The following is a 20,912-nucleotide window of genomic DNA, read 5'->3' as shown; positions in this document are numbered from 1 at the left end:
CGCCTCGCTGGGACGCGCGCTGTTCGCTATGGCTTGTCGTTTGGAGAAGCGTCACCGGCCCCGGCCCGTGCGTGGCCTTTGCCGGTGCCGGGTGTCGGTGAGTAGTACGCGTGAACCATCACCTGGAAGATGCTCGCTGCACGGCTTTGCCAGCCTCGTGGGCTGTCCTGCGCCGTCCAGCGAGCGATCGTGGTGATACGGGTCCAGCCCCAGCTGCCGAACTCGGCAGTGGAGCCTTCAGGTTAGCATAAATGAATCGAATTTGGTCAGACCATTTTTCAAATTTGGTCTAGCCGATACTCAAGGGTGGCCTGCCGATCAAGCCACCAGCGCAGCCTCATGCGCGGCAACGAGTGCATTGTCGCGTTCTTCGACGCGTTTTGCTGCCGGGCGGGCGCCGATCCGCTCGGCATAGTCCAGCAAAGCCGGAAGGCGCGGCACGCCGGCAAACGCCATGCCCCAGCCCAGCGCCGCCCCCCATAAAACGTCGGCAGCCGACATGGTATCGCCGAGCAGATAGGGTGCGCGCCGCAGCTGGGTGTCGATCACGTCGATCATGGCGTCGAAGTCGCCATAGGGTGAGCTCATGGGCGGCGCCGGCTCGCGTTTCATGAAACGGTCCACCAGCGCCGGCTCGTAACAGGCGGCGTAGTAGACGAGCCAGCGCAGGTAGGCGCCGCGCAGCGGATCCCCGAGGGATGGCGCCAGTCCCGCTTGCGCGAACCGGTCGGCCAGGTGAATGAAAATCGCCACCTGCTCGGTCACGACGGTGTCGCCGTCCAGGATGGCCGGCACTTTTCCCAGCGGGTTCACAGCCAGGAAGGCGCTCTGGCGTTGTTCGCCCGCCTTCATGTTCAAGACCCGCAGCTCGTAGGGTGCGCCGAGTTCTTCGAGCAGGATGAAGGTTGAGGTCGAGCGGGTCTGTGGCGAATGGAAGAAGGTAATGCTGCGCTGTGTATGCATGGGATGTCCTCGATGGCTGGTTGGATGTCGGTGTGCCGATCCGCGGTCGACCGAGAGCATGGTATGCGTGCCAAGCTGACATCTTCTGTCAGGTATGGATTACACTTGGAACATGCGCGCCAGCCGACTCCTTTTCATCCTCACCACACTGCAGGCGCGCGGCCATGCGACGGCGCGGGCGCTCGCCGACGAGTACGGGGTGTCGCTGCGCACGATCTATCGCGACGTCGACGCCCTGAGCGCCGCCGGAATTCCCATCTACAGCGAGCGCGGCAATCTAGGGGGTTACCGGCTGCTGGACGGCTATCGAACGCGCCTGAACGGCATGTCGGCGCTGGAAGCCGAAGCCTTGTTCCTGGGCGGCCTGTCCGGACAGGCGGCTGAATTGGGACTGGGCGCGGCCTGCGCAAGCGCGCGGGACAAGCTGCTGGCTGCGCTTCCCGCCGAGATCCGCGAAGGCGCCGGCCGGATGCGCTTGCGCTTCCATCTGGACGTGCCCGGCTGGTTCGACGCAAGCGAACGCCCGGCTTGCCTGCCGCGGCTGGCGGAAGCCGTCTGGGGTGAACGGCCGATCCGCATCCGCTATCGGAGCTGGAAAGCAGAGAAAGAGCGTGTGCTGGACCCGCTCGGCATCGTGCTCAAGGGCGGCGCCTGGTACCTCGTCGCCAGGGCCGGGACGGACGTGCGAACCTATCGTGTCTCGCGCATCCTTGAACTGACGCTGCTCGACGGCCGTGTCGACCACGTCGACGACTTCGACCTGCCGGCCTACTGGGCCGAGAACGCCCGCCGCTTCGCGCAGGAGCAGCACCCGGAACGGGCCAGCGTACGGCTCTCGCCGTGGGGAGTCAAGATGATGGAGGCCTTCCTGCCTCCCTTTGCCGTCGCTCACGCCACGATCGGGGAAGCCGCCGAAGATGGATGGCGAACCGTGGTCCTTCCCGTGGGGCCGGTTCACCACGCCGCATACGAGCTGCTACGCTTCGGCGCCCACGCCGACGTCCTGGCGCCGGAGGCACTGCGCATCCAGGTCGCTCGCATCGTTTCACTATTGGCCAAGACCTACACGACAAACCTGCACACGCCGGCTGACGATGCCGATGCCGTCCTCGCAGCAGAAGCCGCGTGGGAACACGCGTGTGCCCCGTAGCGCGACTACCAGAGATGGTGGACGTGCGGTGCAATCATCTCACGGTAGAGCGAGCGCAACTCTGACATGACTTCCGGGGAAATAGGTGCAAGCCCCGCTGCTTCGGAGTTAGCCATCGCTTGCCGCGCGTTCCTGGCCCCGGGGATAACGGTGCTGACACCCTCTTCCATCAGGATCCAGCGCAAGGCAAACTGCGCCATCGAAGCGTCGCCGGGGACCAGCTTGCGGATGTGTTCCACCGCTTCCAGCGCCAACGGGTAAGGAACGCCGGCGAAGGTTTCGCCTTTGTCGAATGCTTCGCCGTTGCGGTTGAAGGCCCGGTGGTCGTCCGCGGCGAATGCGGTGTCGGCACTCATCTTGCCGGTCAACAGGCCCGATGCCAGCGGCACGCGCACGATGACGCCGACGTCGCGCCGCTTCGCTACGTCGAAGAACAGCTTGGAGGGGCGCTGGCGGAAGATGTTGTAGATGATCTGGACGGTGGCCACATTCGGGTATTCGATGGCTTTCAGGGCCTCTTCCACCTTTTCGACCGACACGCCGTAATGCCGGATCTTGCCCTCGGCAACCAGCTCATCCATCGCCTGGAATACCTCGGGCCGGTAATACACGGCGGGCGGCGGGCAATGCAGCTGGACCAGGTCCAGGCAATCGACACGCAGGTTGCGCAGGGAGCGTTCCACGAATTCGGCCAGGTTCGCCTTGGTATAGCCTTCCGCCGCATGGGGGACGAGGCGGCGGCCCGCCTTGGTGGCGACGAACGGCCGCTCGCCGCCACGTTCGGCCAGCACCTCCGCGATGATCTGTTCCGAACGGCCATCGCCGTACACGTCGGCGGTGTCGATGAAGGTGCAGCCCCCGTCCAGGGCCGCATGCAGTGCAGCCTTGGCGTCTTCCATGCTGACGTCGCCCCAGGCGCCGCCGATCGCCCACGCGCCGAAACCGATTTCAGAGACGGCTACACCGGTACGGCCCAGTTTTCGTTGTTGCATAGTTCCCCTCGGATGATCAGTTCAATGGGCGCAAGCCCATACTCAATGGGCTCGCTCCCAGTTCGGCCCGACGCCGGTCTCGGCCACCAGCGGCACGTTCAGCGTGGCCACGCCCGCCATCAGTTCCGGCAGCTTCACCCGCACCAGTTCCAGTTCGGCTTCCGGCACCTCGAGCACCAGTTCGTCGTGCACCTGCATGATCATGCGGGTGCCCAGCTTCTCGGCTTCCAGCCAGGCCTGCACCGCGATCATGGCCAGCTTGATCAGGTCGGCCGCCGTGCCCTGCATCGGCGCATTGATCGCCGCACGTTCGGCGCCGGCGCGGCGCGGGCCGTTCGGCGAGTTGATCTCGGGGAGCCACAGGCGGCGTCCGAATACCGTCTCGACGTAGCCGCGCGCCTTGGCCTGCAGGCGGGTCTCGTCCATGTACTGCTTCACGCCGGCGAATCGGGCGAAATAGCGGTCGATGTAGCTGGAGGCCGCGCCGCGCTCGATGCCCAGGTTCTGGGCCAGGCCGAAGGCGCTCATGCCGTAGATCAGGCCGAAGTTGATCACCTTGGCATAGCGGCGCTGCTCGCTCTGCACTTCTTCCGGCGCAATGCCGAAGATCTCGGCGGCGGTGGCACGGTGGATGTCCTCGCCTTCCGCGAAAGCTTTCAGCATGGCCGGGTCGCCCGAGATGTGCGCCATGATGCGCAGCTCGATCTGCGAGTAGTCGGCCGACACGATCACGCTGCCCGGCGGGGCGATGAAGGCTTCGCGGATGCGACGTCCTTCGGCATTACGCACCGGGATGTTCTGCAGGTTCGGCTCGTTCGAGGACAGGCGGCCGGTGATGGCCACCGCCTGTGCGTAGTTGGTATGCACGCGGCCGGTCTTCGGATTGACCATCTTCGGCAGCTTGTCCGTATAAGTCGACTTCAGCTTGGACATGCCGCGGTGCTCGAGCAGGATCTTCGGCAGCGGGTAGTCCTCGGCCAGCTTCTGCAGCACCTCTTCATCGGTGGACGGCGCACCGGTGGCGGTCTTCTTGATCACCGGCAGGCCGAGCTTGCCGAAGAAGATCTCGCCGATCTGCTTCGGCGATCCGAGGTTGAAGGGGCCGCCGGCCAGCTCATAGGCCTGCTGCTCCAGCTCCAGCATGCGCGCGCCCAGCTCGCCCGACTGCACGGCCAGGAGCTCGGCGTCGATCAGGACGCCGTTGCGCTCGATCTTCTGCAGCACCTGCATGGTCGGCATCTCGATGTTGCGGTAGATGGTGGTCAGGCCCTTGTCGGCTTCGACGTGGGGCAGCATGACCTGATGCAGGCGCAGGGTGATATCGGAATCCTCGCCCGCATACTCGGTGGCGCGGGCCAGCTCGACCTGGTCGAAGCAGATCTGGCTGGCGCCCTTGCCGCACACGTCCACGTAGGGAATCGTGGTGTAGCCGAGGTGGCGCATCGCCATGGTGTCCATGTCGTGCGGCTTGTGCGATTCGAACACGTAGGACTGCAGCAGGGTGTCGTGCACGATCCCCGCGAGCTTGATGCCGTGGTTCTCGAAGATGTGCATGTCGTACTTCAGGTTCTGTCCGAGCTTGGGCTTGGCCGGGTTTTCCAGCCAGGAGCGCATGCGCTCGAGCACGTGCTCGCGCGCGAGCTGGTCGGGCGCGCCGGCGTAGCGGTGCGCCACCGGGATGTAGGCGCCCTTGCCCGCTTCGACCGACAGCGAGATGCCGACCATCTCGGCCGCCATCGGGTCGAGCGAGGTGGTCTCGGTGTCGACCGAGGTCAGCTCGGCCGCGTCGATCAGCGCCAGCCACTTGTCGAGCTGTTCGTCGGTAAGGATGGTCTCGTATTCGCCCTTGATGATGGGGATGCCCGGCAGTGAGCCGGGTGCCCCTTCGGGGGAATTGAGTGGCGCGCCGCCGGGACCGATGCCGCGGGCCGGCGCCACGGCGCCGTCCGCACGGCCGCCGCCGCCCAGGTCGCGCAGCATGGTCTTGAAGCCGTAGCGCTGGAAGAAGTCGCGCAGCGCCTCGGCGTCTTCGGGACGGCCGACCAGGGTTTCCTCGAACGAGACCACGTGCTTCACCAGGTCGCAGTCGGTCTTCACGGTGATGAGCTCGCGGCCCTTCGGCAGCCATTCCAGCGCCGCGCGCAGGTTCTCGCCCACCGCGCCGGTGATGGCGTGGGCGTTTTCGATCACGCCGTCGAGCGAGCCGTGCAGGGTCAGCCACTTCAGCGCCGTCTTCGGGCCGCACTTGTTCACGCCCGGGACATTGTCGACGGTGTCGCCGATCAGGGTCAGGTAGTCGATGATGCGGTTCGGCGGCACGCCGAACTTGGCGACCACGCCGGCCTCATCCAGCTTCTCGTTGCTCATCGTATTGATGAGCGTGACCTTGTCGTTGACCAACTGGGCCAGGTCCTTGTCGCCGGTCGAGATGATGGTCTTCATGCCGCGCGCGGTGGCCTGCACGGCCAGGGTGCCGATGACGTCGTCGGCTTCGACGCCTTCCACCGTCAGGATCGGCCAGCCGAGGTGGCGCACCACTTCGTGGATCGGCTCGATCTGCTTGCCCAGGTCTTCCGGCATCGAGGCGCGGGTGGCCTTGTATTCCGGGTAGAGGTCGTCGCGGAAGGTCTTGCCCTTGGCATCGAACACGCAGGCGATGTAGGCCGCCGGGTAGTCGGCGCGCAGGCGGCGCAGCATGTTGACCATCCCGTGCATGGCGCCGGTGGGGAAACCGTCCGGGCCGCGCAGGTCGGGCAGCGCGTGGTAGGCGCGGTAGAGATAGCTGGAGCCGTCAACGAGCAGCAGGGTATTTTCCATAGGGCGACGAGATAAATAGAAGGCAGAGTAAAGCCGGCGCAAGCGCCAAAAGTGTCCGGCATTATCGCAGAATCAGCTTGGCCGACGCACAAGCGATGCCGGGCACGGCGGGACGGGACCCGGTCAGCTCTCTGCACACTTTTCACAGGGAAGCGTGTCTGTTTGTTACAATGAACCAAACGACACAAGGTGACCATCATGTTGCGCACATCTTCCCGCCTGAAACTCCAGTCGCGCGTTTGCGCGACCCTATGCCTCCTCGCATATGCAGGTTTGGCCGCGGCGCAGAACCAGCAACCGCCGCAGCAGCAACCGCAGCAGCAGCGTCCGGCCCAGACGCCGCCGAATCTCGAGCGCATCGAGCCGGGCAGCGATCAGCCGGCCACCACCATTCCGCCACGCGAGCGTACCCGCATTACCGAAAAGCGGGGCAACGACGGTTCGGTCACCGAAGTGGAAGTGCAAAGCGGCAAGAGTCGCTACATCATGAAACCGAACGTTGCACCAGGAAACGCCCAACCCGGCGACGTCCAGAGCAGCGCGATCCGCGCCCCACAATGGCAGGTCATGGAATTCGACTTTGGCAATCCGAAGAAGCAGGAGGCCAATCCGGCCAACGCGGCCCCCTCGCCGGCGCCGGCCAAGGCAGGCGTGCCCGCGCGCGCCGACGTACCGCCTCCGCCACCGCTGGAACCAGTCGAAAAAAAATAATCCTGGCGCTGCGGCCAGCTTCGATGGCTGCAGCCGACCCTCACCTTTGTTGCTAGCTCATGGCAGTTTTTACCGCGGTCTCGCTGGACGACCTTTCCCAGTGGATCAAGCAGTTCCCCCTCGGCGACGCCCTCGCACTCCAGGGCATTTCCTCCGGCATCGATAACAGCAACTTCTTCCTTACCACCGGGCGTGGGGAGTTCGTGCTGACCATTTTTGAAAACCTCAGCTTCGAACAGCTCCCTTTCTACGTGCAACTGATGCGCCACCTGGCCGAGCGCGGCATTCCGGTGCCGGCGCCGGTGCCGACACACGAAGGTGAGCTGGTCGTCACCCTGCACGGGAAGCCGGCGATCATCGTCAGCCGCCTGAGCGGCGCGTCGCAGCTGGATCCGCAGCCGGTGCACTGCGCCGAAGTCGGCCGCATGCTGGCGCGCATGCACCTGGCGGGGCGCGACTTCGCGCTCAGCCAGCCGAACCTGCGCGGCCTCGACTGGATCAGCGCCACCGCGCCCACCGTGCTGCCGCTGATCTCGGGCCCGGAGGCCGCGCTGCTGCGCAATGAAGTCGCGTACCAGGCCGAGTTCGCCGGCAGCGCCACCTATGCCGCCCTGACCCGCGGCCCGGTGCACGCCGACCTGTTTCGCAACAACGTGATGTTCGAAGGCGAGCGCCTGACCGGCTGCTTCGACTTCTACTTTGCCGGCGTCGACACCTGGCTGTTCGACGTCGCCGTGACCGTCAACGACTGGTGCGTCGATCTCGCCACCGGCGTGCTCGTTGATGCGCGCGTGCGCGCCCTGCTGGACGCCTACCACGCCGTGCGCCCGTTCACGCTCCACGAACAAGCCGCGTGGCTGCCGATGCTGCGCGCCGGCGCGCTGCGCTTCTGGCTGTCGCGCCTGTACGACCTCCATATTCCGCGTGCGGCAGAACTGCTCACGCCCCACGACCCCACCCACTTCGAACGCATCCTGCGTGCCCGCATCGAGCGTGGCGCGCCCGACCTGCCCACATGAACTCTATTCCTGCAATCACCGGCTGGCACTGGCTCAAGCAAGGTGCCGGCCTGTTCCGCAAACAACCGGCCGCGCTGACCACGCTGCTGTTCGCGAACATCCTGATCAGCATCGGCATCAGCGCCGTGCCCCTGCTCGGGCCGATGATCGCGGTGGTCCTGATTCCCTCGTTCTCGATGGCCTTCATGAAGGCCTGCCTGATGATCGAGAACGGCGAACGCGTGACGCCGGGTGTGCTGCTGACGGGCTTTCGCCAGCCGGTGGTCAGGGACTTGTGCAAGGTGGGCCTGATCTACCTGGCCGTGTCGCTCCTGATGGCCATGCTCACGCGCTTCGCGGTCGATCCGGGCTTCTGGGAACAGGTGGCGCGCCAGGGACGCGAGGGCGGCCAGCCGCAGGTAGCGGGTTCGGACGTCCTGGCGATGTTCATGATTTTCGGGATCGACGTGGCGGTGCTGATGTCGCTGTGCTTCGCTGCCCCGCTCACCTACTGGCAGAAGATGACAGCGGGCAAAGCGGTGTTCTACAGCTTCTTTGCCGTGGTGCGCAGCGCACGCGTGTTCATCGTGCTGCTGCTGGCGTGGTTCGCGATGTTCTTCGGGATCTGCATGGTGATCACCCTGCTGCTGGGCGCCTCGAACATGACGCGCGTGGTGATCATGTGGCTGATCTTCCTGTTCATCCTGCTGCTGCAGTGCGCGATGTACGCGGGGTACCGGCAGATTTTCGGGAAGCCGGTGGATGGGTCGCAGACCGGATCGGTCAACCTGACCAAATAAACCGTAGGGTGCGCAGGTTTCCTGCCCACGCGGTCGACCGGCTGCAAGATCATCCGGTAGAGACATTCATCCGATAGCGATCACCGCGTGGGCGGCAAAGCCGCCCACGCTACGGTTAACGACCGACCCGCTCCAGCTTCGCAATCGACAGGTCCAGCACCTTCATCCCCGCCGCCCCGAAGTTGATCTGGGCGCGCGCCGCGCCCGCCCCGCCCTCGATATTCACGATCACGCCCTCGCCGAACTTGGCGTGGGAAACGCTCTCCCCCACGCGCCAGCCGGAGCCGTTGCCGGACTTCTGGGTGATCTGCTGCGCGATCTTGTTGTCGGAACCGTCGCGGAAGGTGGCATCGTCCCAGGCCGTGGTCGATTTACGGCCGGCGAACCAGTTGGTCTGCACGCGCGGCGACAGCCACTTGATCGATTCTTCCGGCAGTTCGTCGAAGAAGCGCGACTTCATGTTGAAGCGCGTCTGGCCGTGCAGCATGCGCTGCTGGGTAAAGCTCATGTACAAACGCTTGCGCGCACGCGTGATCGCCACATACATCAGGCGCCGTTCTTCGTCGACGCCATCGAGCTCGCGCGCGCTGCTCTCGTGCGGGAACAGGCCTTCTTCGAGGCCCGTGATGAAGACCGCGTCGAATTCCAGGCCCTTGGCCGAGTGCACCGTCATCAGCTGCAGCGCATCCTGCCCGGCCTGGGCCTGGGCGTCGCCCGCTTCCAGCGACGCGTGCGTGAGGAAGGCCGACAGCGGCGACATCACGCTGGCCAGCGGCGCATCCGAATCGAGGATCTCGATGCCGTCCTGGTTGACGATGGCCTCGCCCGTCGAGGGCAGCGCCTGCGGGCCGAGGTGGGCCGGGGCGCCCTGGCCGAAGCCTTCTTCCTGCACGAACTGGGTGGCGGCGTTGACCATCTGCTCCAGGTTCTCGATGCGGTCGGCGCCTTCCTTCTCGTTCTGGTAGTGCTGCAGGAGGCCGCTGCGCTCCAGCACCACGCTCACCAGTTCCGGCAGCGGCAGCTGCTGGGTCTCGAAGCGCGCCGACTCGATCAGCTTCACGAAATTACCCAGCGAGCTGCCGGCCTTTCCCGTCATGTAGGGCACCGCCGCGTACAGCGAGATGCCATAGGAGTCGGCCGCCATCTGCAGCTGCTCGATCGAGCGGGCGCCGATGCCGCGCGTGGGGAAGTTCACCACGCGGAGAAAAGCCGAATCGTTGTGCGGGTTGTCCATCAGCTGCAGGTAGGCGATGGCGTGCTTGACCTCGGCGCGCTGGAAGTAGCGCAGGCCGCCGTACACGGTATAGGGCAGGCCCGCGGCGAACAGCGCGTGCTCAATGACACGGCTCTGCGCGTTGGAGCGGTACAGGATCGCGATCTCGCTGCGCGACAGGCCATCCTTCATCAGGCTCTTGGCTTCCTCGATGATCCACTGCGCTTCTTCGAGGTCGCTGGCCGCTTCGTACACCCGCACCTGCTCGCCCTGCCCCGCGTCGGTACGCAGGTTCTTGCCGAGACGCTTGGTGTTATTCGCGATGAGGTAGTTGGCGCTGTCCAGGATGTGGCCGAAGGAGCGGTAGTTCTGCTCCAGCTTGATCAGGTTCTTGACGCGGAACTCGCGCTCGAAGGCCTGCATGTTGCCGACGTTGGCGCCGCGGAAGGCGTAGATGCTCTGGTCGTCGTCGCCCACGGCGAAGATGGCGCCACCGCCCTCCTCGTCATGGCCGGCCAGCAGCTTGAGCAGGTTGTACTGCAGGTCGTTGGTATCCTGGAACTCGTCGACCAGGATATGGCGGAAACGCATCTGGTAGTGGTGGCGCAGCGGCCCGTTGCGCGCCAGCAGCTCGTACGAGCGCAGCAGCAGCTCGGCGAAATCGACCACGCCCTCGCGCTGGCACTGGCCCTCGTACAGCTCGTAGAGCTCGATCATGCGGCGCTCGATCGGGTCATTTGGCTCGAGACGATTCGCGCGCAGGCCCTGCTCCTTGGCGTTGTTGATGAAGTACATCAGCGCCTTGGCCGGGTATTTTTCATCGTCGACGTTGTGGGCCTTCAGCATGCGCTTGATGAGCGAAAGCTGGTCTTGCGAATCGAGGATCTGGAAGGCCTGGGGCAGCGCCGCGTCCTTGTAGTGGGTGCGCAAGAGGCGGTTGCACAGGCCGTGGAAGGTGCCGATCCACATGCCGCGCGTATTAATCGGCAGCATGGAGGACAGGCGGGTCAGCATCTCCTTCGCCGCCTTGTTCGTGAAGGTCACGGCCATGATGCCGGCGGGCGACACCTGCCCGGTCTGGATCAGCCAGGCAATGCGGGTCGTCAGCACGCGCGTCTTGCCGGAACCGGCGCCGGCCAGGATCAGCGCGCTCTGCGACGGCAGGGTGACGGCGGCGAGCTGTTCAGGATTGAGGTTATGGAGGAGATTCTGCATCCGGCCATTATAACGCCGTGATTACTGTATGCCCATCCAGCTGTGCAGCGGGAGCCACGCCATCCCTTGTTTTATCCATTGCCTGTACTAGCCTGAAAGGCCACGGCGGCGGCAGGACGCCGTCGCCATATGAACAATCACGAACACGGAGGATGGTATGGCAAGCGATATGGAACAAGGTGGCGGCGGGGCATTCCCGGTCGACCGCCCGATCGAGGCCCTGGTGCGCGACCATGACATGGTGCGCACCCTGGCCGACAAGTATCTCAACAGCGACAGCCAGGAAGTGAAGAAGCAGGCCGGCAAGCAGATCCTGCAGGCCCTGCACATGCATTCGCGGCTGGAAGAGTCGGTGTTCTACCCGGCGGTGCGCTGCATCGACGAGTCGCTGGTCAAGCACTTCGAACAGGACCACCAGAAGGTGGATGACCTGCTGGCCACGCTGGACGGCATGTCGCTCGACGACGCCCACAGCGACACCCTGATGCGCGAGCTGATCAGCGCCATCACGGCGCACATCCAGGAAGAAGAAACCGACCTGTTCCCGCGCATCGAAGGTTCCAGCGTGGACATGACCCCGGTCGGGGTACAGATGGCGGCCTTCGAAGCCAACATGGTGCACACGCAGGCCCAGCTGAGCGACCAGGGCGCGATGCGGCGCTGATGCCCTGCCGGACAGGACGAAGCCTAGCCCCCTGCCGACCTGGTCGTCGGGTATTCGGGCAGGCCGTCGTCCATCTTCATCCAGGCCAGCCGGCTGCCCACGAAGGTATGGTCGGCCGGCGGGACCTGTCCGGGATCGTCGAGGCTGGCGCTGGCGATATCGAGTTCTTCCGGCCAGCGCGCATCCTCGAAAGTGAGCGCCGTGCCGCATTGCGGGCAGAAGCCGCGCAGCACCTGTTCGCTCGAGGAGAAGCGCTGCGGCTCGCCTTGCGTGAAGCGGAAGTCGGCCCGGCGTGCGCTGAACCAGGCCAGCGCCGGGGCGCCGGAAACCCGGCGGCAGTCAGTACAATGGCACAGTGTACTGTTGAAAATCTCACCGCTTACCGTATAGCGAACTGCACCGCAGAAACATCCTCCCTGCAAGTTCATCCTCGTCTCCTTTCCAGCGGCTAACAACGAGCTCATCAGTATAAGCGGCCCATCCTTTCGCGCGCCGCCCGATTGTCTTTTCGCTTATTTTAATTAGAGATTCGCGACAGATCGCGTGGCCCGTTAGACCATTACGTCACGAAGCATTAGTCTCGCACAACTCGTTTCGGGCCAACATTTCGCAGGTGCGAGCAGCTTCCAGCTCAAAGGAGAACTCTTATGCTGAACCGCGTAGTTACCGTTGCCGCGCTCGCCGTCGGCGGCATGATGCTGTCCAAGAAACTCAAACAGAACCGTAGCGGCTTCGGCGCCAGCTCGTCGGTCTCGGAATCCATCGAGATCAACGTTCCGGTCAAGACCGCCTACAACCAGTGGACGCAGTTCGAGGATTTCCCGCAGTTCATGAAGAGCGTCAAGGAAATCCGCCAGCTCGACGACAAGCACCTGCACTGGCGCGCCAACGTGGCTGGCGAAGAGAAGGAGTGGGATGTCGAAATCACCGAACAGATCCCGGACAAGCGCATCGCATGGCGCAGCGTCACCGGCGTGAAGAACGGCGGTGTCGCCACCTTCCACAAGATCTCGGACAACTGCTGCCGCGTCATGGTCCAGATGGACTATGAACCGGACGGTGCCCTCGAAGCCATCGGCGACGCCATGGGCGCCGTCCGCATGGAACTGCGCGGCAACCTGCAGAACTTCAAGGAATTGCTGGAGAAGCGCGGCTCGGAAACCGGCGCATGGCGCGGCAAGGTCTCGCAACAGTGAGATCACGCAGCACCAGCGCGCGCCGCTGAGGCAGCGCGCGCTGCCGGTTTTCTGACCAGTTGGTAGAAAACGGCCTGTCGCACAACGCGGCAGGCCGTTTCTTTTTCAGCGCCGGGCTCGCCTGGCTGCCCCGCAAGCGGGCTCAGCCCGCCTGCGGCACCGGCTTCGCCAGACCCTTCTCGCGCGCCTCGCGGATCAGGGCGCGCACCGTCTTGTCCGCCGCCTTGCTCTCGCGCTCGATCTCCTTGCCGAGCGCGCCCATCTTCTTGCCGATCGCATCCATCGGCTTGCCGGCCTCGCCCATGCGGCGGCCGATCTCGTCCATCGACTTCTGCGCCTGGCGCATGCCGGGCTCGTTGTGGAGCCGGCTGATCTCCTGGCCTGCCGCCGACAGCTGCTGACCGACCTCGCTCATGCGGCGCTGGAGGCGTTCGCGCTCCTTGACGCTATCGGTCGCGCCCAACTGCTTGCCGAGCTTGTCCATCTCGTCGCCGAGCGCTTCCATCCGCGCTTCGACGAGGCGCAGCTTATCCTCGTCCGGCTTGAAGCCGCGCGCCGCCACGTCCATTTCCTTGCCGAGCGCATCCATCTTCTTGCCGTGCACGTCCATTTCCTTGCCGTACACGTCCATCTGCGCACCCAGCCTGTTCATCGGCGCCCACGCGGCATCGACCCGGGCCAGCACGCCCGCATCCTGGATGTAATACGCCTTGCCGCCCTCGCGGAACCACAGGAAGTCGCCGCCAATGCGACGCTTGGCTTCCTTGATGTCGTCCCAGTCGTCGCTGCTGCCCGTGATGGTCGTGTCCTTGTCGCCGGCGCGGACGAGGGCATACGGGTCGACGCGATCGGCTTTGTGCCCCCTGTGCCGCTCGGCCCTGGGTTCGGGCGCAGGCGTCGTCCGGGACGGCTGGGCATGCTGGGCGGCGTGCGGGCCGGGTTCGGGACGCGGATCGGCAGATGCCTGCGCCGGCGCGGCCCAGGCGTAGAAGGCGGCGCAGGTGGCCAGGCCCAGGATGGGCACGGACAGTAGAGGCAGGGACAGCTTCCAGTTCAGCGGTTCGGCTTCGGGGCGAACCAGGCGTTTGATGCGGGACATAAGGTTTCCTCCATGTGCTGCTGGGGCAAGTTGCGGGGTGAACTGGAACAGGTCCAGTTCGGACAATGCAAGTGCCAGGCGCCGCGGTTCGCCGAGCGTGCTTGCGGCTACATCATCTGCAATCTGTTCGCGCTCTTCGCGGATCCGGTTCGACAGCCACCACACGGCCGGGTGGTAGAACAGCAGGATCTCGATCGCGCTCTGGACCAGATTCACTACGTAATCACAACGGCGGACATGGGCCAGTTCGTGCGCCAGCAGCGCTTCCAGCAATTGCGGCGGCATGCCCGACACCAGCGCCGCCGGCACCAGTACCACCGGGCGCCACCAGCCGGCCGTCACCGGGCTGGTCAAATCCTCGACCAGGCCGAGCGTGACGCGGCGGACGATGCCCATCCCCTGCGCCATCCTGTCGAGCCGCGCCTGCCAGGCCGGGTCCAGTCGGTACTGCCCCGGCTGGCTGCGCCGGCGCACCCAGGCCAGCCCGAGCACCATGCGCAGGGCCAGCAGCCCGGCGCCCAGCGCCCAGAACAGCACCACCAGCGGCAGGCGCTCCTGCAGGGCAGCTTCCCAGCCGGCGAACCGCCCGGCATCGATGGCGGCCACCGGCAGCGCCGACACCGCCGTCGCTACCGTGCCCGCGGCCACCAGGGGCAGCGCCGAGCTGGCCACGCCGGCATCCGCCTCGGCCATGCGCGTGGCCATTCCGGCCAGCGGCAACGCCGCGCACAGCAGCAGCGCAGCGCAGGCCACCAGGTAACGTGCGTGCGGCCCTGCCTTGCGCATCAGCGCCAGCAGCAGCGCGGCGGCCCAGCCGACCAGCAGGCCCTGCCACAGGAAGTCGATCAGCGCCCAGGCCAGGCTTGCTGCTGCCGTACCGAATAGTTCGTGCATCGGGTGTGCTCCCTTCGTCTTTGCATCGCGTTGCAAACTAGATTAAAAGTTCTAGATAAAATTGTCTAGAACTTTTTTTCTACTTTGGGCGGGACGGTCCGGCGATGCAGATACTTTAGGCGCGTGCAGGGATGGGGGCCAGCCCGGTGCGACAGGCGGCTGGAATAGCGGAGCAGAATGAAAAAACGCGGCCCGGAGGCCGCGTCGAGGATGCCCGCTGGCGGGAGTCAGTAGACCACGACGGAGCGGATCGACTCGCCCGACTTCATCAGGTCGAAGCCTTCGTTGATGCGCTCGAGCGGCAGGTGGTGGGTGATCAGGTCGTCGATGTTGATCTTGTTTTCCATGTACCAGTCGACGATCTTCGGCACGTCGGTGCGGCCGCGCGCGCCGCCAAACGCGGAACCCTTCCAAACGCGACCGGTCACCAGCTGGAACGGACGGGTCGAGATTTCCTGGCCGGCCGCCGCCACGCCGATGATGATCGACTGGCCCCAGCCCTTGTGGCAGCACTCCAGCGCCTGCCGCATCGTGGTGACGTTGCCGACGCATTCGAAGCTGTAGTCGGCGCCGCCGTCGGTCAGCTGGACGATGGTGTCGACCACGTTCTCGACCTTGGTCGGGTTGATGAAGTGAGTCATGCCGAACTTGCGCGCCATGGCTTCGCGTTCCGGGTTCAGGTCGACGCCGATGATCTTGTCGGCGCCCACCATTTTCGCTGCCTGGATCACGTTCAGGCCGATGCCGCCCAGGCCGAACACGACCACGTTGGCGCCCGCCTCCACCTTGGCGGTAAAGATCACGGCGCCGATGCCGGTGGTGACGCCGCAGCCGATGTAGCAGATCTTGTCGAAGGGCGCGTCCGAACGCACCTTGGCCAGCGCGATTTCCGGGACCACGATGTAGTTCGAGAAGGTCGAGGTGCCCATGTAGTGGTAGAGCGGCTTGCCGTCCAGCGAGAAACGGCTGGTCGCGTCGGGCATCAGGCCGCGGCCCTGGGTCGAACGGATCGCCTGGCACAGGTTGGTTTTCTGCGACAGGCAGAACTTGCACTGGCGGCATTCCGGGGTGTACAGCGGGATGACGTGGTCGTCCTTGCGCAAGCTCGTGACACCGGGGCCGACATCGACTACCACGCCCGCGCCTTCATGGCCGAGGATGGCCGGGAACAGGCCTTCCGGATCGGCGCCCGACAGCGTGTAGTAGTCGGTATGGCAGATGCCGGTCGCCTTGACTTCGACCAGCACCTCGCCGGCCTTCGGGCCTTCGAGCTCGACTTCTTCGATCGTGAGCGGATGGCCCGCCTTCCATGCTACTGCAGCCTTGGTCTTCATGTTTCCCTTCCTAAACCGAGCGTTGGACGCCGCCGGATTGCAACGCCGTAAAGTTTGAAATGATAACAAGGAGCGGCCATGCGTGTGGCGCGGGCTTGCATTCGGAAGAAGGAGCTCTTCCGCCGTGTTTACCGAGGGTGTTTGGGGAAAACGATAACACGCTGTCGAGGCTGTATCTATGGAGATTTGGTAGCGAACTGTGCTTGATCAAGTCTTTCCCTCACACAGTTGTATTTTGTATGCATAGATAGAAGTTTTTGAAATACACTGAATTCACCGCCTACCGGCGGACACAACAGCGCACGAGGCCTACAGAGCCAAGGCGACATAACTTGTTTTCAAACGGAGAATAGTAATGGTAGACAAAAACACTCGCGCATCCTCCCTTCGCGTTTGCCTGGCAGCCCTGGTCGCTGCCGGCGTCCTCGGCAACGCGCAAGCCGCAGCTCCCGACACCACCCGTATCATCGTCGCCTTCAAGCCGGGCGCCGCTGCCAAGGTAAAGTCGGCCGTCGCCGCGGTCAGGGGATCGGTCAAGCACGAAATCTTCGGCATGAACGCCATGGCCATCGAGGTCCCGGCAGTCGCGCTGAAAGGCCTGGAGAACAACCCGAACGTCGAATACATCGAAGAAGACGTGGTGCGCAAGCCGTTCGCCCTGACCAGCCCGTCGACCGGCACCCCGTATGCCTCGGGCCAGCAGGTCCCGTACGGCATCAAGCAGGTGCAAGCCGACCTGCTGTCGGACAGCGCCGCCGGTAACCGCAAGGTCTGCATCATCGACTCGGGCTACGACCGCAGCCACGAAGACCTGTCCGCCAACCCGGCCACCGGCGAATACGACGCCGGCACCGGCTGGTGGTACACCGACGAGAACAGCCATGGCACCCACGTGGCCGGCACCATCGCCGCCATCAACAATGCCGGCACCGGCGTGGTCGGCGTGGCCGCCAACAAGCAGCTCAAGCTGCACATCGTGAAGGTGTTCGGCAAGGATGGCTGGGCCTATTCCTCGACCCTGGCCTCGGCCGCCAACAAGTGCGGCGCCGCCGGCGCCAACGTGATCAGCATGTCGCTGGGCGGCGGCCGCTCCAGCCGCACCGAGCAGAGCGCCTTCGACAAGCTGTACTCGGGCGGCGTGCTGAACCTGGCTGCCGCCGGCAACGACGGCAACACCGTGGTGTCCTACCCGGCAGGCTACAACAGCGTGATCATGGTCGGCGCGGTCGACGAGAACAAGCAGTGGGCCACCTTCTCGCAGTACAACAGCCAGGTCGAACTGGCCGGCCCCGGCGTGAGCGTGCTGTCGACCGTCCCGATGGGCACCGGACAGGAAGCCGTCCTGACCGTCGGCACCGCCACCTACGCCCCAGGTTCCATGGAAGGCTCGCCGGTCAAGACCGCCACCGCGCCGCTGGCCGACTTCGGCATCGGCGACAAGGTCAACACCGCCGTCTCGGGCAAGGTCTGCCTGATCCAGCGCGGCACCGTGGACTTCGCGACCAAGGTCGTGAACTGCCAGAACAGCGGCGGCGTCGGCGCCGTGGTGTACAACAACGCGGCGGGCGCCTTCGGCGGCACCCTGGGCACCACCGTGACGAACATCCCGTCGGTCACCGCGACCGATACCGAAGGCGCGGCGATGAAGAACCAGCTGGGCCAGAGCGCGACGGTCGGCATCAAGACCAGCAACTACGCCTACTTCGACGGCACCTCGATGGCGACCCCGCACGTGTCGGCCGTCGCCGCCCTGGTGTGGAGCTACTTCCCGACCTGTACCGCGGCGCAGATGCGCGCTTCGCTCACCAAGAGCGCGCTCGACCTGGGCACCGCCGGCCGCGACACCAAGTACGGCTTCGGCCTGGTGCAGGCCAAGGCCGCACGCGACCGCATCGCTTCGCTGGGCTGCGGTAACTGATCCTGGCGCTGCAATGAAAAATGGGACGCCTCCGGGCGTCCCATTTTTTCATGCCGTCACGGACAGGTCCAAGCGCATTTCCTGTTCCATGTGCGGGGCTCCCTCGCGCATGAGATAAGGTACGCCGATCGGCCGGAAGCCCGCCCGTTCGTACAGCCTGAGCGCGCCGGCATTCGCATTGTTCACGCCCAGGTGCACGACCCGCGTCCCGCGCGCCCTGGCCCAGCCGAGCGCCTCGTCCAGCAGCGCCGCCGCCACGCCGCACCCGCGCGATTCCGGCGCCACCCACATCTGGAACAGGTTCACCCGGGCCGCGTCCTGCGCATCCACCTTGGCCCACAGCAGGCCGGCCAGCAGGCCGCCCTGCTCCGCGACCAGCGCGCAATCGATCCCCGACACCGCGGACTTCGCCACCCGCGCTGCCCAGGTGTCTTCCGGCAGCGCCTCTTCCCGCGCCAGCGTGCTGCCGAAGGCGTCGGGCGCATCCGCCAGCGCGCGCAGGCGGATCGCGCGGTAGGACTGCCATTCCTGCGGCTGCAGGCGGCGGACCAGGACTGCCCCGCCGCTCGCTTGGCAGCTCATTTTGCAGCCGGTTCGCCGGCCGTGAGCGCGCGTCCCTTGGCCGCATAGTTGGCCGCCTTCGGCGCAGCCGTCCAGGTCGGACGCTCGGCCGCGTTGGCGATGTCGTACACCCCCTCGGTCAGCATGCGCGTGACGCGCGCCATGTTGTCGTAGTCGAGCTTGTCCCAGGTGTCGTCCTTGCCGTGGTAGTCCGAGAAGCCGTAGGCCACCGACAGGGTATGCGCCGGCACGCCGGCGTCGGCCAGCGACTGGTTGTCGGCGCGCGAGAAGAACTGGTCGCTGAAGGCCGCATGCTTCCACAGGCGGACGCCGGTGCGATCGGCGGATTTCTTGAGCATGTCGCCGAGCGTCGAGAAATCGTAGCCGGTCATCGCGATCGAGTTGATCTGCTTGCCTTCGCTGTCGTCGGTACGGCCGGTCTGCTCGAGGTTGATGTTCACCACCGTGTCCTTCAGCGGAAACACCGGGTGGCGCGCATAGTATTTCGAGCCGAGCATGCCCAGTTCTTCGCCGAAGAAGGTCATGAACACGATGCTGCGGCGCGGACGTTCCTTGCGCGCGGCCAGCGCGTTGGCCGCTTCGATGATCGACACCACGCCGCTGGCGTCGTCGTTGGCGCCGTTGTAGATTTCGCCGTCGCGGATGCCGACGTGGTCATGGTGCGCCGTCATCAGCACATAGGTGTTTTTCAGGGCCGGGTCGGAACCGCGCAGCACGCCGATGACGTTGCGCAGCTTGACCGGGCGGATGCTCGGTGCGGCAACGCGTGCCGTCACAGTCGCGCCGCCCTTCTCCAGCACCGCCGCCGCGTCCGGCGCGTGCAGGACCAGCACCGGCGGCACAGCCTTCGGACGCGGCTGCTCCGGATCGATCAGCCAGCCGCCGGTGCCGGCGCCGTGGCGCCGCTCGCGGTCGATCATGACGACGAGCAGGGGCTTGCTCTTGAGCTTCTCCTGCAGCTGGCGTGCGGCGCCCGGTACCGGCGCGGCCGGCACCACCAGCACCTTGCCGTTGGCTGCTTCGCTGTTTTCCAGCGCATCCTTCCAGGCCATGAACACCGCCGGCGTCGCCCCCAGCGCGACCGGGTCGAGGAAGTTGCCGGTGGCGCCGCCGCTTGGGACCGCGATGGTGCTGCCGCCCGCGCTTACGGTCAGGTTCACGTCGTCCGCCTTGCGCTCGGCATACTGCCAGTTCGCGGTCTGGAAGTAGCCGTCGTCGCCGGCCGGCTCCAGGCCGGCCTTGCGGAACTGGGCCGCGATGTAGTCGGTGGCGAGGTCCTGCCCGCGCGAGGGCGTGCCGCGGCCTTCGAGTTCATCGGAGGACAGGTATTGCACGTGGGTGCGCAGCGCCTCCGGCGAGATGGCGGCGGTGGGGACCTGGGCGCAGCCGGCGCTGGCCAGTGCGAGGACGAGAGCGGTGACGTAAAGACGCATTGCTGATGCTTTCGATGGAAGTGGCTAGAAAAGCAATATCGCATGCGGCGCCACGGCCGGTCAATCCGCGGCGGGCGCAATTTGATACATATGCCTAGCGTGGCGGCCGCAGCCGCGCATCCAACTCCTCTTCGTCAGGCGGATTCGCAAACACCTGTTCCAGCGTCCAGCCTTTCTTGTCGAGCAGGTAGGCGACCTTCAGGTGGAATTCGCGATACAGCCCGCTCCGGTCGCGGTCGAGCGCGGCGGCGCCGGCGGCGAACAGCGCGCGATTCTCCTCGAAATCGAAATCGCCGCCCTTGCCCACGTAGTCGGCATAGCCTTCCAGCAGCCACTCCGGATAGCGCAGCACGACCGTGCGCCCGAAACGGCGCGCCACGTCGCTATGGGTGATCTCGTGCGCGATGAAGTACGACAGGGGACGCTGCGCGGCATCCGCCAGCGGCTTGCCTGTCGGCGTATGGATGCGGTTGACCGGAATGTCGGAAGCGCGGATGAATACCTGCCGCGTCAGCAGGACGGGGACCACGCCGCCCATGCCGGCGCTGAACATCCGGCCGTACAGCCACAGGCGCCAGGGCTCGTTGCAGAAGAAGATCTCGACCGGCGTATCGCGGTCGTGCAGGCTGGAGGTGCGCAGGCGCCGTGTCACGTCGTCCAGCACCGCAGCGATCTCGTCCGGGATCGGCCGGTCGGACCAGACCCGGTAGTTCTCGTAGCTGAAGCGGTAGTCGAACATCGGCTTCGGATAGGCGGCGGCAAGCACGTACGCGGCGAGCAGCGCCAGCAGGACGGCGACGCAGGTTTTCAGCAGGAGGAAGGCGCGGCGGGTCTTGGACATTATGAACGCGAGAAATGGCGCAGCAATGGCGGGATTGCCGGGGCTGCAGACGCGGCCAAGGTAAGGTATACATCTTATTGACGACTTAACAC

General features: G+C 65.3%; 17 protein-coding genes. 7 read left to right on the top strand and 10 right to left on the bottom strand.

From position 1 onward, the window contains the following. Nucleotides 1-318: 318 nt before the first annotated feature. Nucleotides 319-963, bottom strand: coding sequence for a glutathione S-transferase family protein (locus MA09_RS10480; protein ID WP_036247873.1), 645 nt, complete (start codon nt 961-963; stop codon nt 319-321). 112 nt (nt 964-1,075) lie between these two features. On the opposite strand from MA09_RS10480, the gene MA09_RS10475 reads away from it, so the two are divergent. Continuing rightward, complete coding sequence (locus MA09_RS10475) at nt 1,076-2,113, top strand: YafY family protein (RefSeq protein WP_036247871.1); 1,038 nt, start codon at nt 1,076-1,078, stop codon at nt 2,111-2,113. 5 nt (nt 2,114-2,118) lie between these two features. On the opposite strand, the gene MA09_RS10470 is transcribed toward MA09_RS10475, so the two are convergent. Then, nucleotides 2,119-3,105, bottom strand: coding sequence for an aldo/keto reductase (locus MA09_RS10470; RefSeq protein WP_036247869.1), 987 nt, complete (start codon nt 3,103-3,105; stop codon nt 2,119-2,121). A gap of 42 nt (nt 3,106-3,147) precedes the next feature. Beyond that, nucleotides 3,148-5,922: a DNA polymerase I gene (gene polA, locus MA09_RS10465; protein ID WP_036247866.1), complete on the bottom strand. Its 2,775-nt coding sequence runs from the start codon at nt 5,920-5,922 to the stop codon at nt 3,148-3,150. A 198-nt stretch (nt 5,923-6,120) separates the two neighbouring features. Here polA and MA09_RS10460 point away from each other — a divergent pair, with 198 nt between their 5' ends. From MA09_RS10460 to MA09_RS10450, 3 genes are read left to right on the top strand one after another with little or no spacing between them, the layout of a single operon-like run. Next, nucleotides 6,121-6,633 carry a hypothetical protein gene (locus MA09_RS10460; RefSeq protein ID WP_036248022.1) on the top strand — a complete coding sequence of 171 codons (513 nt, stop codon included), beginning with the start codon at nt 6,121-6,123 and terminating at the stop codon, nt 6,631-6,633. Nucleotides 6,634-6,692: 59 nt separating this feature from the next. Then, nucleotides 6,693-7,652, top strand: a complete 960-nt coding sequence (locus tag MA09_RS10455; RefSeq protein ID WP_036247863.1) for a homoserine kinase — start codon at nt 6,693-6,695, stop codon at nt 7,650-7,652. Further along, nucleotides 7,649-8,431 carry a BPSS1780 family membrane protein gene (locus tag MA09_RS10450; protein WP_036247860.1) on the top strand — a complete coding sequence of 261 codons (783 nt, stop codon included), beginning with the start codon at nt 7,649-7,651 and terminating at the stop codon, nt 8,429-8,431. The genes MA09_RS10455 and MA09_RS10450 overlap by 4 nt, the downstream gene beginning before the upstream one ends. 115 nt (nt 8,432-8,546) lie before the next feature. On the opposite strand, the gene MA09_RS10445 is transcribed toward MA09_RS10450, so the two are convergent. Continuing rightward, a complete protein-coding gene (locus tag MA09_RS10445; protein WP_036247858.1) occupies nt 8,547-10,859 on the bottom strand; it encodes a UvrD-helicase domain-containing protein in 2,313 nt (770 codons plus the stop codon). A gap of 157 nt (nt 10,860-11,016) precedes the next feature. Here MA09_RS10445 and MA09_RS10440 point away from each other — a divergent pair, with 157 nt between their 5' ends. Next, complete coding sequence (locus MA09_RS10440; protein WP_081897538.1) at nt 11,017-11,523, top strand: hemerythrin domain-containing protein; 507 nt, start codon at nt 11,017-11,019, stop codon at nt 11,521-11,523. A 23-nt stretch (nt 11,524-11,546) separates the two neighbouring features. Here the strand turns inward: MA09_RS10440 and MA09_RS10435 are convergent, their stop codons facing one another. Further along, nucleotides 11,547-11,951, bottom strand: a complete 405-nt coding sequence (locus MA09_RS10435) for a GFA family protein (protein WP_036247853.1) — start codon at nt 11,949-11,951, stop codon at nt 11,547-11,549. Nucleotides 11,952-12,170: 219 nt separating this feature from the next. Between MA09_RS10435 and MA09_RS10430 the strand changes: the two genes are divergently transcribed. After that, the gene (locus MA09_RS10430; RefSeq protein WP_081897537.1) at nt 12,171-12,719 is read left to right on the top strand and encodes an SRPBCC family protein; all 549 of its coding nucleotides are present in this window, start codon (nt 12,171-12,173) and stop codon (nt 12,717-12,719) included. Between the two features lie 142 nt (nt 12,720-12,861). On the opposite strand, the gene MA09_RS10425 is transcribed toward MA09_RS10430, so the two are convergent. Then, on the bottom strand, nt 12,862-14,712 hold the full coding sequence (locus tag MA09_RS10425) for a M56 family metallopeptidase (protein WP_036247851.1): 1,851 nt from the start codon (nt 14,710-14,712) through the stop codon (nt 12,862-12,864). Between the two features lie 227 nt (nt 14,713-14,939). After that, a complete protein-coding gene (locus tag MA09_RS10420; RefSeq protein WP_036247849.1) occupies nt 14,940-16,046 on the bottom strand; it encodes an S-(hydroxymethyl)glutathione dehydrogenase/class III alcohol dehydrogenase in 1,107 nt (368 codons plus the stop codon). A gap of 355 nt (nt 16,047-16,401) precedes the next feature. Between MA09_RS10420 and MA09_RS10415 the strand changes: the two genes are divergently transcribed. Next, complete coding sequence (locus tag MA09_RS10415; RefSeq protein WP_036247846.1) at nt 16,402-17,964, top strand: S8 family serine peptidase; 1,563 nt, start codon at nt 16,402-16,404, stop codon at nt 17,962-17,964. Between the two features lie 48 nt (nt 17,965-18,012). Here the strand turns inward: MA09_RS10415 and MA09_RS10410 are convergent, their stop codons facing one another. The 3 genes from MA09_RS10410 to MA09_RS10400 form a co-directional block, all read right to left on the bottom strand. Continuing rightward, nucleotides 18,013-18,546 carry a GNAT family N-acetyltransferase gene (locus tag MA09_RS10410; RefSeq protein ID WP_036247843.1) on the bottom strand — a complete coding sequence of 178 codons (534 nt, stop codon included), beginning with the start codon at nt 18,544-18,546 and terminating at the stop codon, nt 18,013-18,015. Further along, nucleotides 18,543-19,979 (bottom strand): M28 family metallopeptidase, encoded by a 1,437-nt coding sequence (locus MA09_RS10405; protein WP_036247840.1) that lies wholly within the window; start codon nt 19,977-19,979, stop codon nt 18,543-18,545. Before MA09_RS10405 ends, MA09_RS10410 begins: the two co-directional genes overlap by 4 nt. Before the next feature lie 94 nt (nt 19,980-20,073). Continuing rightward, nucleotides 20,074-20,820 (bottom strand): hypothetical protein, encoded by a 747-nt coding sequence (locus tag MA09_RS10400; RefSeq protein WP_036247837.1) that lies wholly within the window; start codon nt 20,818-20,820, stop codon nt 20,074-20,076. Nucleotides 20,821-20,912 lie beyond the last annotated feature (92 nt).

Source organism: Massilia sp. BSC265 (assembly GCF_000740675.1).
Taxonomy (GTDB): Bacteria; Pseudomonadota; Gammaproteobacteria; order Burkholderiales; family Burkholderiaceae_D; genus Telluria.
The sequence above is the reverse complement of the archived record's forward strand: the minus strand, read 5'-3'. Positions and strand labels throughout refer to the sequence as shown.

Bases quoted from the DNA above. Each gene is read 5' to 3' on its own strand.
- MA09_RS10480 (WP_036247873.1), bottom strand. From the start codon at position 963: ATGCATACACAGCGCAGCATTACCTTCTTCCATTCGCCACAGACCCGC.
- MA09_RS10475 (WP_036247871.1), top strand. From the start codon at position 1,076: ATGCGCGCCAGCCGACTCCTTTTCATCCTCACCACACTGCAGGCGCGC.
- MA09_RS10470 (WP_036247869.1), bottom strand. From the start codon at position 3,105: ATGCAACAACGAAAACTGGGCCGTACCGGTGTAGCCGTCTCTGAAATC.
- polA (WP_036247866.1), bottom strand. From the start codon at position 5,922: ATGGAAAATACCCTGCTGCTCGTTGACGGCTCCAGCTATCTCTACCGC.
- MA09_RS10460 (WP_036248022.1), top strand. From the start codon at position 6,121: ATGTTGCGCACATCTTCCCGCCTGAAACTCCAGTCGCGCGTTTGCGCG.
- MA09_RS10455 (WP_036247863.1), top strand. From the start codon at position 6,693: ATGGCAGTTTTTACCGCGGTCTCGCTGGACGACCTTTCCCAGTGGATC.
- MA09_RS10450 (WP_036247860.1), top strand. From the start codon at position 7,649: ATGAACTCTATTCCTGCAATCACCGGCTGGCACTGGCTCAAGCAAGGT.
- MA09_RS10445 (WP_036247858.1), bottom strand. From the start codon at position 10,859: ATGCAGAATCTCCTCCATAACCTCAATCCTGAACAGCTCGCCGCCGTC.
- MA09_RS10440 (WP_081897538.1), top strand. From the start codon at position 11,017: ATGGCAAGCGATATGGAACAAGGTGGCGGCGGGGCATTCCCGGTCGAC.
- MA09_RS10435 (WP_036247853.1), bottom strand. From the start codon at position 11,951: ATGAACTTGCAGGGAGGATGTTTCTGCGGTGCAGTTCGCTATACGGTA.
- MA09_RS10430 (WP_081897537.1), top strand. From the start codon at position 12,171: ATGCTGAACCGCGTAGTTACCGTTGCCGCGCTCGCCGTCGGCGGCATG.
- MA09_RS10425 (WP_036247851.1), bottom strand. From the start codon at position 14,712: ATGCACGAACTATTCGGTACGGCAGCAGCAAGCCTGGCCTGGGCGCTG.
- MA09_RS10420 (WP_036247849.1), bottom strand. From the start codon at position 16,046: ATGAAGACCAAGGCTGCAGTAGCATGGAAGGCGGGCCATCCGCTCACG.
- MA09_RS10415 (WP_036247846.1), top strand. From the start codon at position 16,402: ATGGTAGACAAAAACACTCGCGCATCCTCCCTTCGCGTTTGCCTGGCA.
- MA09_RS10410 (WP_036247843.1), bottom strand. From the start codon at position 18,546: ATGAGCTGCCAAGCGAGCGGCGGGGCAGTCCTGGTCCGCCGCCTGCAG.
- MA09_RS10405 (WP_036247840.1), bottom strand. From the start codon at position 19,979: ATGCGTCTTTACGTCACCGCTCTCGTCCTCGCACTGGCCAGCGCCGGC.
- MA09_RS10400 (WP_036247837.1), bottom strand. From the start codon at position 20,820: ATGTCCAAGACCCGCCGCGCCTTCCTCCTGCTGAAAACCTGCGTCGCC.